Annotated in this window: 9 protein-coding genes and 1 pseudogene; 4 read left to right on the top strand and 6 right to left on the bottom strand. The window is 69.2% G+C overall.

All coding sequences use genetic code 11. The features are described 5' to 3' along the window. Positions 1–55: 55 nt before the first annotated feature. Both Q4F19_RS11945 and gph read right to left on the bottom strand, forming a co-directional pair. Complete coding sequence (locus tag Q4F19_RS11945) at positions 56–1,132, bottom strand: ATP-binding protein (protein ID WP_303542844.1); 1,077 nt, start codon at positions 1,130–1,132, stop codon at positions 56–58. Continuing rightward, positions 1,132–1,800, bottom strand: a complete 669-nt coding sequence (gene gph / locus Q4F19_RS11940) for a phosphoglycolate phosphatase (protein ID WP_303542843.1) — start codon at positions 1,798–1,800, stop codon at positions 1,132–1,134. Before gph ends, Q4F19_RS11945 begins: the two co-directional genes overlap by 1 nt. A gap of 60 nt (positions 1,801–1,860) precedes the next feature. Here gph and glmU point away from each other — a divergent pair, with 60 nt between their 5' ends. Next, a complete protein-coding gene (glmU, locus tag Q4F19_RS11935; protein WP_303542840.1) occupies positions 1,861–3,219 on the top strand; it encodes a bifunctional UDP-N-acetylglucosamine diphosphorylase/glucosamine-1-phosphate N-acetyltransferase GlmU in 1,359 nt (452 codons plus the stop codon). Positions 3,220–3,226: 7 nt separating this feature from the next. Here glmU and Q4F19_RS11930 read toward each other — a convergent pair whose 3' ends face one another. Both Q4F19_RS11930 and Q4F19_RS11925 read right to left on the bottom strand, forming a co-directional pair. Continuing rightward, positions 3,227–5,791 (bottom strand): sensor domain-containing protein, encoded by a 2,565-nt coding sequence (locus Q4F19_RS11930; protein ID WP_303542839.1) that lies wholly within the window; start codon positions 5,789–5,791, stop codon positions 3,227–3,229. A gap of 353 nt (positions 5,792–6,144) precedes the next feature. Then, a complete protein-coding gene (locus tag Q4F19_RS11925) occupies positions 6,145–7,854 on the bottom strand; it encodes a DEAD/DEAH box helicase (protein ID WP_303542837.1) in 1,710 nt (569 codons plus the stop codon). Here Q4F19_RS11925 and Q4F19_RS11920 point away from each other — a divergent pair. Then, positions 7,853–7,975 carry a hypothetical protein gene (locus tag Q4F19_RS11920; RefSeq protein ID WP_303542835.1) on the top strand — a complete coding sequence of 41 codons (123 nt, stop codon included), beginning with the start codon at positions 7,853–7,855 and terminating at the stop codon, positions 7,973–7,975. The two genes, Q4F19_RS11925 and Q4F19_RS11920, sit on opposite strands and share 2 nt — an antisense overlap. Positions 7,976–8,183: 208 nt before the next feature. Then, on the top strand, positions 8,184–10,010 hold the full coding sequence (gene glmS, locus Q4F19_RS11915) for a glutamine--fructose-6-phosphate transaminase (isomerizing) (protein ID WP_303542833.1): 1,827 nt from the start codon (positions 8,184–8,186) through the stop codon (positions 10,008–10,010). A gap of 106 nt (positions 10,011–10,116) precedes the next feature. On the opposite strand, the gene Q4F19_RS11910 is transcribed toward glmS, so the two are convergent. Further along, on the bottom strand, positions 10,117–11,307 hold the full coding sequence (locus Q4F19_RS11910; protein WP_303542832.1) for an MFS transporter: 1,191 nt from the start codon (positions 11,305–11,307) through the stop codon (positions 10,117–10,119). A 137-nt stretch (positions 11,308–11,444) separates the two neighbouring features. Between Q4F19_RS11910 and Q4F19_RS11905 the strand changes: the two genes are divergently transcribed. Next, positions 11,445–12,434, top strand: coding sequence for an alpha/beta hydrolase (locus Q4F19_RS11905; protein ID WP_303542831.1), 990 nt, complete (start codon positions 11,445–11,447; stop codon positions 12,432–12,434). 16 nt (positions 12,435–12,450) lie between these two features. On the opposite strand, the pseudogene Q4F19_RS11900 reads toward Q4F19_RS11905, so the two are convergent. Continuing rightward, positions 12,451–13,074: pseudogene (locus Q4F19_RS11900) on the bottom strand (TonB-dependent receptor); the annotation flags it as partial.

Genomic DNA, 13,074 nt, shown 5'->3' with positions numbered 1-13,074 from the left:
GCCCTGTTGCGCCTAGCTGCGCTTCACGACAGTGATGTTACACGACTTTGGCGCCTCAGGGGATGAGGGCGAGCGGCAATGTGACGGTCAGCGTCGTGCCGGTGCCGACGACGCTGGTGATGTCGAGGCGGCCGCGGTGCCGCTCTACGACATGCTTGACGATGGCGAGGCCGAGGCCGGTGCCGCCGAGCGAGCGGCTGCGGCCGGGATCGACTCGGTAGAAGCGCTCGGTGAGGCGCGGGATCAGCTCGGCGGGGATGCCTTCGCCCTCGTCGCGCACGGCGACGATCACGTTGCCGTCGGCGGTGGCGACCGAGACCGCGACTTCGCTGCCCGGCCGGCCATATTTGAGCGCGTTGCCGATGACGTTGTGAAGCAGCTGGAGCAGCTGCGCGCGATCGCCATGGACCATCGCCTGCGGCGCTTCCAGCGTGCAGCGAATGCGGCCGCCGGCCTTGCCGCCGCCCTCGATCTCGGCGCAGGCGATGCGGGCGAGCGCGGCGAGATCGATTGCGTCGCGCGGCGCGACGAAGCGGTCCGCCTCGATCCGCGAGAGCGACATCAGATCGTCGATCAGATGCTGCATGCGCCGCGCCTCGGTCCCCATGATGCCGAGGAAGCGCGCGCGGATCGGGCCTTCGTCGGCGCCGTTGGCGTCCTCCAGCGTCTCGATGAAGCCGATCAGGGCCGAGAGCGGCGTGCGCAGCTCGTGGCTGGCATTGGCGACGAAATCGGTCCGCATCCGCTCGCCCGCCTGCGCGGAGCTGCGGTCCTCGAGGCGGACGAGACGGCGGCCATCGGCGAGCGTGGTGACGGCCATCTCCCAGCGGCGATCGGGATTGCCGAGGCCGCCGATCGCGACCGGCCCCTCGCGCGTGCCCGAGAGCAAGGCGGTCGCCTGCGGATGGCGAATGGCGAGGCGGACATCCTCGCCATCGAGATAGGCGCCGAACAGCTGGCGCGCGGCATCGTTGGCGACGAGCACGATGACGCCGTCCAGCAGAAGCAGCGGCTCGGGAAAGACATCGAGCAGCACGGCGGCATCGCTGGCGGCGGCACCGGGGGGGAGCGCGTCGGCGGACTCGTTCCTAGCGGCGCGGCGCCTGCCGATCAGTTCGGGCCAGCGCGCCATCAGCCGGCCAGCCGCTCCAGCGCAGGGATCAGCTCGTCATAATGATCGATCAGCAGATCCGCGCCGAGTTCGGCCGGGGGGCGATCGTGGAAGCCGAAGCTCAGCGCGATGCAGGGAATCGCGGCGGCGCGTGCGGTGGTCGTGTCGGTGATGCTGTCGCCGACGAAGGCGGCGCGGCCGCCGCCGGCGCGCGCGATCGTGGCGAGGAGGGGGGCGGGATCGGGTTTGCTCACCCCCACCGTATCGCCGCCGATGATGACAGGGAAACGACGGTTCCAGCCGATCGCGTCCACGAAGCGCCACGCGAGGGCCTCCAGCTTGTTGGTGCAGATGGCGAGGATCACGCCGCGCGCGGCCAGCTCGTCGAGCGCGGCTTCGCAGCCGGGGAAGGCGAAGCTCTCGTCGGCGATATGCGCTTCGTAATAGTCGAGGAAGATCGGGAAGCCGCGTTCGACCAGCGCCTCGTCCGACCGGCCGCCTGCGGCGAGGCCCTGGCGGAGCAGGGCCTTCGCGCCGTGGCCGACCATGTGGCGCACATCCCCGGCCGGAACCACGGGATAGCCGAGCTGCTCCAGCGTGTGATTGAGCGCGGCGGTGAGATCGGGGGCGGTGTCGGCGAGCGTGCCGTCCAGATCGAAGGCGACGACGTCGAAGGGGAAGGCTGCCATGGCCCCGCCTAAGGCGCAGCCTGTGGCGCGTGCAAGCGGAACATGGCAGAGGTGCGCGCCATGACCGAAACGCGACCGCCGCTTGCCGCCATCATCCTTGCCGCGGGCAAGGGCACGCGGATGAAGTCCGATCTCCACAAGGTGCTGCATCCGATCGCGGGCAAGCCGATGCTGGGGCATTTGACCGACGCGGTCGCGAGCCTCGGCGCCGAGCGCACGGTGATCGTCGCCGGCGCGGGGCGCGAGCAGGTGGAAGGCTTCGCCGCGCCGCTGGGGCTCGCGGTGGCGGTGCAGGCCGATCAGCTGGGCACCGCGCATGCCGTGCAGCAAGCCGAGGCGGCGCTTGCCGGCTTCGCGGGCGACGTGCTGATCCTCTATGGCGACGTGCCGCTCGTCGCCGAGGAGACGATGGCGCGGATGATCGCGCGGCTGAACGCGGCGGATCGCCCGGCCATCGTGGTGCTCGGCTTCCGCCCTGCCGATACGCTCAGCTACGGCCGGATCGTCGCCGACGGCGACCGGATCGTGAAGATGGTCGAGCACAAGGACGCGACGCCCGAGGAACGTGCCGAGACTTTGTGCAATTCCGGGCTGATGGCGGCGCGCGCGGCCGATCTGTGGCCGCTGCTGGCGCGCGTCGGCAATGCCAATGCCGCCGGCGAATATTATCTGCCCGACATCGTCATGCTCGCGGCTGCGGACGGCCGCGCCTCGGCGGTGATCGAGGCGGATCCGGACGAGGTGGCGGGCGTCAACAGCCGCGCCGAACTCGCCACGGTCGAGGCGATCTGGCAGCAGCGGCGCCGCGCGCGGGCGATGGCGGACGGCGCGAGCCTGATCGCGCCCGAGACGGTGTGGTTCGCATGGGACACGATCGTCGGCCGCGACGTGACGATCGCGCAGAATGTGGTGTTCGGCCCCGGCGTGACGATCGCGGACGGCGTCAGGATCCATGCCTTCAGTCATATCGAGGGCGCGAGCGTCGCGCGTGGTGCGATCGTCGGGCCTTATGCGCGGCTGCGGCCCGGCGCGGAGGTGGGCGAGGAGGCGCATGTCGGCAATTTCGTGGAGCTCAAGAAAGCGCGGCTCGGCAAGGGCGCGAAGGCCAATCACCTGACCTATCTGGGCGATGCCGATATCGGCGCGGGCACCAATATCGGCGCGGGCACGATCACCTGCAATTATGACGGCTACGACAAGAGCCTGACGCGGATCGGCGAAGGCGCGTTCATCGGATCGAACAGCGCGCTGGTGGCGCCGGTCTCGATCGGCGCGGGCGCGATCGTGGCGGCGGGATCGGTCGTGACGCGCGACGTCGCGGCGGATGCGCTCGCGGTGGCGCGCGGCGTGCAGGAGGACAGGCCTGGCTGGGCGGCGCGCTTCCGGGCGCGCAAGAAGGAGCAGCGCTGCTCGAAGTGATGGGCGCTCAGCTGCGGCCGATCTGCCCCGGAACCTCGAAGCGCATGCCGCCGGGATGGCGCAGCAGCCGCTCGGCATCGTCGGCCGGCATCGCCTTGCCGAACAGATAGCCCTGCGCATAGCCGCAGCCCTGCCGGAGCAGATAGGCCGCCTGTTCGGGCGTCTCGACGCCTTCGGCGACGACTTCCATGCCGAGCCTCTGACCGAGCCCGACGACGGCATCGACGATCGCGGCGTTGCCCGATCCCTCGCTGAGATTGCCGACGAAGCTCCGGTCGATCTTGATCACGTCGACCGGGAAGGCCTGGAGGTGCGTGAGCGAGGCGAAGCCGGTCCCGAAATCGTCGAGCGCGATGCGGATGCCCTCGCGATGGAAGGCGTCCAATGTCTGGCCGACCTCGCCGGCGCTGCGGCCGAGGAACACCGTCTCGGTCACTTCCAGCTCGAAGCAGGACGGCGGAATGCCGGCCAAAGCGAGCTTGCCCATGATCCGGGGCACGAGATTTTCGTGCCGGAATTCGGCGGGCGAGAGGTTGAAGGCGATGCTGCCGAAATCGACGCCGCGATCGAGCCAGCTGCGCATGTCGCGCATCAGGCATTCCAGCATGCGCTCGCCGAGCTGCATCGCCAGATCATAATCGTCGAACGCGGCCGCGACGGTCGAGGGCATCTGGATCCCGTTGGTGTCGTGCCGCCAGCGCAGGAGCGCCTCGAAGCCGGTGATCCGGCCATCCGCCAGCGAGATTTTCGGTTGGTAATGCGGGACGATGCGATCCTCGCGCGCGACGACGCGCGCCAGCCCCAGCATCGACGAGCGCCGCTGGAGATCGCCGCGCATTTCCGAGCGGAAGATCGAGAGGCCGCCGCGCGCATTCGCCTTGCCGGCATAGAGCGCGATATCCGCCGCCTTCAGCAGATCGGTCGCCGCGCCGCCGTGGGCCGGGAACATCGCGACGCCGGCGGTCGCGGCGCAATCCAGCGTGTGGCCGTCATAGGTGAAGGGATCGTGGAGCGACTTGAGCGCCGCCGCGATCTGGTCGGCGACGAGGTCCGGATCCGGATCATAGACGAGCGCCGCGAATTCATCGCCGCCGAGACGGCCGAGCATGCTTCCCTGCGGCAGCGTCTCGCGCAGACGCCGGGCGAAGGTCCAGAGCAGGAGATCGCCGGCATCGTGACCGATCGTGTCGTTGGTCGCCTTCAGGTGATCGACATCGAACAGCACCAAGGCGAGCGCGCTATCGCCCGCATGCGCCATGCTGATCGCCATCTCGAGCTGATCGGAAAAGGCGCCGCGATTGGGAAGTTCGGTGAGCGCATCGTGTGTCGCGGTCCAGCGGATCCGCTCTTCGGCGGTGCGCTCGTCGGTCACGTCGCGGACGGTGACGAGGATGCGATCGAGCCGGCCCGACGGCGCCTGGATGCGCCAGCCGCTCGTGCGCATCCAGCGCAGCGCGTCCGTGTCGGCACGGCGGATCCGGATGGTCGCATCGAAGCGATGATCGCCGTCGCCCGCATCCGCGGCCTGGATCAGGTTCAGGAGCAGGTGGCGATCCTCGGGGATGACCAGGGTCAGTGCGGTTTCCAGTTCGGCCGGCGCATCGTCGCCCAGCCCGAACATGAGCTTCAGTTCGCGCGACCATTCGCGGCGATCGCGGGTCGCGTCATAGTCCCAGACGCCGAGGCCCGCGGCCTGCGCCGCAAGCCTGAACCGCTCCTCGCTCTCGCGCACGGCTTCCTCGGCCAGCCAGCGATCGTGGATATCCTCGAGCGTCCCGTACCAGCGGACGATCGCCCCTTCTTCGTCGCGCCGTGCGGTGGCGCGGGCGCGGAACCAGCGATAATGGCCGCCCACCGTCTGCAGGCGATATTCGACATCGACCGCCGTCCCCGCGACGAGCGCCTTTCCCCAGGCCGCGAGCGCAAGCGGCACATCGTCCAGATGGAGGCGATCGATCCAGCCGCTGCCGAGCGCGGCGACCGGATCGGTGCCCGTCGCCTCGGCCCAGCGCGGGCTGACCTCCTCGACCATGCCGGATGGGGTCGCCGTCCAGCTGATCTGCGGCGCGAGTTCGACGGTATGGCGATAATGTTCCTCGCTCTCGCGCACCTCCATCTCCGCCGCGCGGCGGGCGGTAATGTCCTGCGCGACGGTGATGATCGAAATCGCGCGACCCTGATCGTCGCGCAGGAAAGAGACGTCCTCGGCGCACCAGACGGACGAGCCGTTCGGGCGGACATATCGCTTCTCGATATGGAACGGTTCGGCCCGCGCCAGCTGCGTATGGAAGATATGCGAGCTCGACGCCCAATCGTCGGGATGCGTCAGGCTCTCCATCGACCGGCCGTCAATCTCGTCCGCGGTAAGGCCGACCAGCTGGCAATAATGGTCGTTGACCATCAGTACCCGGCGATCGAGATCCCGATGCATGACGCCGATCCGCGCGTAGCTGAGGATGCCGTTGAGGTTCGGGGAAGGTGCGCGGCCGCGCGGCTCGTCGAGAGCCGGCTGCGGCCGGTAGGTCAGCGCCGCACTCAGCTCCGCCACGAGCTCGCCCGGCGAACCCGACACTGGCATCTCGTCGGGCGGGACGCCATGCGCCCCTTTCAAACGCCTGACATTCGCCCCAGCCACGATACCACCCCCGCATGCGCCGGCCGCACGACGATAAATCGTCGGATCGGCCTCACCTGGGATCGCCCGGATCGATCGAAGGGCGAGCGCGTCCCCGCGCGATATCTCTCTGCAAATCCTTAGAAATCAATAATAAAGCGGCGTGCAATCGCGGTGCTGAAGCGCGCGGCGCGGATTTCCGACGAAAATCGCAAACCGCGCCGCTTCACATTTTGTCAGCCCGCGCAAATGCCGGCGTCCGCGACCCGGACAGCGCCGAAATCCGGGCGCCGAGTCGCGTGCGACGGCGATCAGGCCGGGCGGCGGCCGCGATGCGGGGCACGATCGGGACGCCCGTGGTTCGGGCGCGGGCCGGCATCGTTGCCGGGCGCGCGGCGGCCGACCGCGGGCGGCTCGCCCGGCGCGCGCTCGATGCGAATGCCGTTCTCGTCCTCGCCCTGCGGATCGGCGGTACGCGCCAGCGCGGCGGCGAACTTGGCGGCGATGGCGTTGGGGACCTGGAACCAGGTCTCGCCCGGCAGGATGCGGATCGCGCCGACCTCGTTCTTCGTGATGTGCCCGCGACGGCAGATGACCGGCAGGATCCAGCGCGGATCGGCATTTTGGCGGCGACCGATATCCATCCGGAACCAGACGGTATCGTCGAAGCCGGGGCGGTGGCGCTCGACCTGCGCGGCCTGGCGCGCCTGCGGGCTGTTCTCGATCAGCTCCTCGGGCTGCGGCATCGACGCGCGGTGCATGCGCACGAGCGCAGCGGCGATGTCCTCGGGCGACTTCTCGGTCATCAGGCGGGCGCCGAGCGCGCGATCCTCGTCGTCATATTCGACCGGCTCGAGCAGGGTCGCGATCAGCCGCTCATGATCGTTCTTGCGGATGTCCTCGGGCGTCGGCGCCTCGATCCATTCGGCGTTGATGCGCGCGCCCTTCAGGACCATCTCGACCCGGCGACGGCGCGGATAGGGGACGATCAGGACGGCGGTGCCCTTCTTGCCCGCGCGGCCGGTGCGGCCCGAACGGTGCTGGAGCGTCTCGGCATCGCGCGGCAGCTCGACATGGATGACGAGGCTGAGCGAGGGCAGATCGATGCCGCGCGAGGCGACGTCGGTGGCGACGCAGACGCGCGCGCGGCGATCGCGCAGGGCCTGCAGCGCATGGTTGCGCTCGGATTGGCTATGCTCGCCCGACAGCGCCACCGCCGAAAAGCCGCGCTCGACGAGCGTCGCGTGGAGGTGGCGGACATTGTCGCGCGTCGCGCAGAACAGCATCGCCGTCTCGGCTTCGTAGAAGCGCAGCAGGTTTATGACGGCATGTTCGATGTCGGACGGCGAGACGGTCACCGCCTTGTAGGCGATGTCGCCATGACCGCGATCCTCGCCGACCGTGGAGATGCGCAACGCATCGCGCTGATAGCGGCGCGCGAGCGCGACGATCGGCTTGGCCATCGTCGCCGAGAACAGCAATGTGCGGCGCTCGGACGGGGTCGCGTCGAGAATCCCCTCCAGATCGTCGCGGAAGCCCATGTCGAGCATCTCGTCGGCCTCGTCGAGAACGGCGACGCGCAGCCCGGAGAGATCGAGCGCGCCGCGCTCGATATGGTCGCGCAGGCGCCCGGGCGTGCCGACGACGATATGCGCGCCGTGGCTAAGCGAGCGACGCTCCTTGGAGGCGTCCATGCCGCCGACGCAGGTCGCGACGCGCGCGCGGGCGGCGCCATAGAGCCACATCAGCTCGCGGCTGACCTGCAGCGCGAGCTCGCGCGTCGGCGCGATCACCAGCGCGAGCGGCTTCTGCGGCGGGGGCAGCTGGCCATCGACGAGCAGCTGATCGGCGAAGGCGAGGCCGAAGGCGACGGTCTTGCCCGAGCCGGTCTGAGCCGAGACGATCAGATCGCGGCCGATCGCCTCTGGCTCGAGCACGGCGGCCTGGACCGGGGTGGGTGATTCATAGCCACGCGCGGCGAGCGCCTCGCCGAGAAGCGGCGGAAGAGAAGGAAATGTCATGGTCGTCCTGAAGATGGAGCGCGTCGAAAAGACGCGGCAAGCGCGGGGGAACGAGCGCATCCCGCAGCTCGCGATTGCCCCCTATGCCACAGAAACGGCTCCGCGCGAAGGGCGACGGTGAGGGGCGCCCGTTCGTGACGAGCGAGGTCGGAGCAGTGGCTCCAGGCACGCCGCTTTCCGGCACGTCCTTCGACTTCGCTCAGGACGAACGGAGCGTGGGATCGGTCGTTGGACGAATGGATAGCTGGGCAGGGTGCGCGGCGTTCAGCTTCGTGTAAACCGGGTGCGCGCCTTGGGCCTGCGCATCACGTTTTGGGACATGAAACAGCATGTGCGGAATCATCGGGATCGTCGGCAAGGATCAGGTCTGCAGCCGGCTGCTGGAGGGGCTGAGGCGGCTCGAATATCGCGGCTATGATTCGGCGGGCATCGCCACCGATCATGACGGGCGGATCGATCGCCGCCGCGCGCCGGGCAAGCTCGACAATCTCGCCGCCGTCCTGAAGGAGCAGCCGCTCGCGGGCACGACAGGGATCGCGCACACGCGCTGGGCGACGCACGGCGCGCCGACGCAGGACAATGCGCACCCGCACGCGACCGAGGAAGTCGCGGTCGTCCACAACGGCATCATCGAGAATTTCAAGTCGCTGCGCGAGGAATTGCAGGCGCGCGGCCGCACCTTCACCTCGCAGACCGACACCGAGGTGGTCGCGCATCTCGTCTCCGAGCGGATCGAGGCGGGCGACGAGCCGGCGGCGGCCGTCTCGGCGGTGCTCAAGCGGCTGCACGGCGCCTTCGCGCTCGCGATCCTGTTCCGCCAGCATCCCGATCTGCTGATCGGCGCGCGGCTCGGATCGCCGCTCGTCGTCGGCTATGGCGAGGGCGAGACCTATCTCGGCTCCGACGCGCTGGCGCTGGCCCCGCTGACCCAGCGCATCTCCTATCTGGAGGAGGGAGACTGGGTCGTCATCACGCGCGACGGTGCGCAGGTCTTCGACAGAAACGATGTGCCGGTCGAGCGGCCGATCGTCGCCTCGGGCGCGACCGACATCGCCGTCTCGAAGGGCAATCATCGCCACTACATGCTGAAGGAGATTTACGAGCAGCCGATCGTCGTCGCGCAGACGCTGCGGACCTACCTGCGCCGGCTGGAGGGCGAGCTCGCGCCCCTGCCGGTCGAGGATTTCGATCTCGCCTCGGTCCGCCGCGTGACGATCGTCGCCTGCGGGACGAGCTTCTATGCCGGGATGGTCGCCAAATATTGGTTCGAGCAATTCGCGCGCGTGCCGGTCGACATCGATGTCGCGAGCGAGTTCCGCTATCGCGCGCCGGTGCTGGAGGAGGGCGGACTCGCGCTCTTCATCAGCCAGTCGGGCGAGACCGCGGACACGCTGGCGGCGCTCCGCCACGCGCGCTCCGAGGGACAGAAGATCGCCGTCGTCGTCAATGTGCCGACCTCGACGATGGCGCGCGAGGCGGATCTGTTGTTGCCGACGCATGCCGGGCCGGAGATCGGCGTCGCCTCGACCAAGGCCTTCACCTGCCAGCTCGCGGTGCTGGCGGCGCTGGCGGCGAACCTCGCCAAGGCCAAAGGGCGCCTCACCCCGGCCGAGGAGCGCGAGATCGTGCGGCATCTGTCCGAGGCGCCGGCCTCGCTCAACGGCGCGCTCGCTTATGACGAGACAATCCAGGAGATGGCGGGGGTCGTCGCGGTCGCGCGCGACGTGCTCTATCTCGGGCGCGGGCCCGATTATCCGCTGGCGATGGAAGGCGCGCTGAAGCTGAAGGAGATCAGCTACATCCACGCCGAGGGCTATGCCGCCGGCGAGATGAAGCACGGGCCGATCGCGCTCGTCGACGACAGCGTGCCGATCATCGTCATCGCCCCTTCGGGTCCGCTGTTCGAGAAGACCGTCTCGAACATGCAGGAGGTGCAGGCGCGCGGCGGCAAGGTCGTGCTGATCTCGGACTATGACGGGGTGCGGGCGGCGGGCGAGGGCTGCGCCGCGACGATCACGATGCCGAAGGTCCACCCGCTGATCGCGCCGCTCGTCTATGCGGTGCCGATCCAGCTGCTCGCTTATCATGTCGCCGTCGCCAAGGGGACGGACGTGGATCAGCCGCGCAATCTGGCGAAGAGCGTGACGGTCGAGTGATCCCCCTCGACCGTTTGCCCTGAGCCCGTCGAAGGGCCGTTCTTGCTTCTCGGCTCCGGCCGAAGATCAAGGACGGTGCTTCGACAAGCTCAGCACGAACGGGCGTTTAGGTCCGCGGCTTGTGCGACAGCCACCACGCGCCCAGCCAGATCGCGAGTCCGCCGAGCGCGAGCGCGCAGCCGACATAGCCGGTCGAGGTCCAGCCGAAACCGGCACGGATCGCCATGCCGCCGAGCAGCGGCCCGATCGCGTTGGCGGTGTTGAACGCGGAGTGGTGGAGCGAGGCGGCGAGGCCCTGCGCATCGCCGGCGACGTCCATCAGCCGGGTCTGGAGCACGACGCCATAAGCGCCGCCGAAGCCGATCCCGAAGACCGCGAGCAGCAAGGTCGGCAGATGCGGGGCGGCGAGCGGCCAGAGCAGCAGCATGACCGCCGACCAGAGCAGGAGGACGGCGGCGGTGGGCATCAGCGCGCGATCGGCAAAGCGCGGGACGAGTGCCGTCCCGGCGGTCATGCCCGTGCCGAACAGGACGAGCGCGACGGGGATCATCGCGGGCGAGACCTTGGTCACTTCAAGCATCGTATCGGCGAGGTAGGTGTAGACCGCGAACAGCCCGCCGAAGCCGACCGCGCCCGTCGCGAGCGTCAGCCAGACCTGCGGGCGGCGCAGCGCGCCGAGCTCGCGCAGGGGGCTCGCCGCCTCGTCGGGGACATCGCGCGCCGCGAAGATCGCGACGAGCAGGGCCGTCGTCAGCGCGAGCGCCGCGACGAGCAGGAAACCCCAGCGCCAGCCGACGACCTGGCCGAGAATGTTGGCGAGCGGCACGCCGACGACGGTCGCGATCGTCAGGCCGAGCATGACCCGGCTGACCGCCATCGTCCGCCGATCGGGCGGCACGAGCGAGGCGGCGACGAGCGCGGCGATGCCGAAATAGGCGCCGTGCGGCAGGCCGCTCAGGAATCGGAAGAACAGCATCCAGTGATAATTGGGGGCGATGCCCGAGAGGCCGTTGGCGACGGCGAAGACGAGCATCAGCCCGATCAGCAAGGTTCGCCGCGAGAGCTTGGCGGCAAGGATCGCGATCGTCGGCGCGCCGACGACGACGCCCAGCGCATAAGCGCTGATGACGTTGCCCGCGGTCGGCGCATCGATGCCCAGATCGCGCGCGAAATAGGGCAGGAGGCTCATCGTCGCGAATTCGGTCGTCCCGATCGCGAAGCCGCCGACCGCCAGCGCGAAATGGACCAAGGCGGGATGATGCGCGACGCGCGGCGCGTGGAGAGGCTCGATTTTCATTGCGGTGCAACATCGTGGGCCGGCCGTCCTGCCGCAACCCCGTTCCGCCGCTAAGTCGCCCAGTGGCGGAATATCACCGGCAGATGGCGATCGCGTTCTGCTAAGCGATCGGCGCGGCAACGGAGTTGGGTGGGCGAATGGACGATCGGAAGCGTGGCGTCGTGTTGGGCGAACGAACGGTGCCTTTCCCGAGCTCGATCAGCGCGGAGGCGCGGGCCGCGCTGGAGCGGCTGGTGGGCGAGGACGGCATCCCGCTCAACGCGCTCTACACGATGCCGGCGCCGGACGATCGTGACGCCTGGATGCGCCTGAAAGCCGCGGCCGATGCGAATTATGCGGCCGCGGTGGCGGCGCTTGCGGGCCGGCTGCGCTCCACCGTCGAGACGATCCGGATCGGCGACGCTGTCGTCCATATCGCGACGCCGCATGGCGCGTTCTGGCCGGAGCGCGCGTTCATCGACCTGCACGGCGGCGCCCTCGTGTTCGGCGGCGAAGATGCGTGCCGCGTCGGTGCGCAGATGCAGGCCGATCTGCATGGGACGCTCTGTTACGGCATCGACTATCGCATGCCGCCCGAGGATCCCTATCCCGCTGCCCTCGACGATTGCCTGGCCGCCTATCGCTACGTGCTGGAGCGCCATCACCCGTCTGACATCGTCATCGGCGGCCGATCGGCGGGCGGCAATCTTGCGCTGGCGATGGCGCTGAGAGCGCGGGACGAAGGCCTGCCGTTGCCGGCCGCGCTCGTCCTGCTTTCCCCGCAAGTGGATCTGACCGAATCCGGCGACAGTTTCGAAGTGAACCGGATGGTGGACGTGGTGCTGCCCGGATCGCTCATGGCGAACCATCTGCTCTACGCAAACGGGGCGGATCTCGCAGACCCGTATCTGTCGCCGCTCTTCGGCGATCTGGCGGGCCTGCCCGCCACCTTCCTGCAGACGGGCACCCGCGATCTCTTCCTGTCGAACACGGTTCGTCTGCATCGCGCGTTGCGACGGGCAGGCGGGCAGGCGGAGCTGCACGTCTTCGAGGCGATGCCGCATGGCGGCTTCATGGGCGGAACGGCCGAAGATCGCGAGCTGAGCGAAGAGATTGCGCGCTTCGTCCAGGCCCGATGGCGGGCGTGAAAGGCCTGTTTGCCGCCTAGTTTCTCGGCCGCTGGCCCGGCTGGAACGGCCCGCGCGGCGGCACGGGCGCGAAGAGCTTGCGGAAGCCGATGCGGACCGAGCGACCGAGCGGATCCAGATAAGCGGGCTGGTAGCGGACGGGCGTGTCGCCGTTCGCATCGCGCACGTCCTGGCGCTGGTTGAAGATGTTGGTCACGCCGAACGTGAGGCGGACGTTGCGCGCCCAGCCCTTGCCGATGAAGGCGGGCATCTGGCCGAGATCGGCGAAGACGCGCAGATCGAAGGTCGTCAGATCCGAGAAGCGCAGATCGCCGAGCGTGCTGCCGACCGAGGCGTTCGAGGTCGTCGCGCTCTGCCAATTGCCCGACAGGCGCACGCCGAGGCCGCCGTTCGAATAGCCGAGCTGGCCTTCCAGCTCGTGGCGCGGGCTGCCGCCGCCCGAACCGGTCGCGTCGCCCTTGAGACGATCGAGCACGGGCAGGCCCGGCCGGATCAGCACCTCGTCCTGAAAATGCCAGGTGTGATAGAGCGCGACCTGGATGCGGCCGCCCGCCTGGCCACCGCCGCGCGGGCCGCCGAAGCCGCCACCCGGACCGCCGAAGCCGCCGCCACCCGGGCCGCGACCACCGCCGCCGCCGGG

The organism is Sphingomonas natans (assembly GCF_030546695.1).
Classification (GTDB): domain Bacteria; phylum Pseudomonadota; class Alphaproteobacteria; order Sphingomonadales; family Sphingomonadaceae; genus Sphingomonas_I; species Sphingomonas_I natans.
The sequence above is the reverse complement of the archived record's forward strand: the minus strand, read 5'-3'. Positions and strand labels throughout refer to the sequence as shown.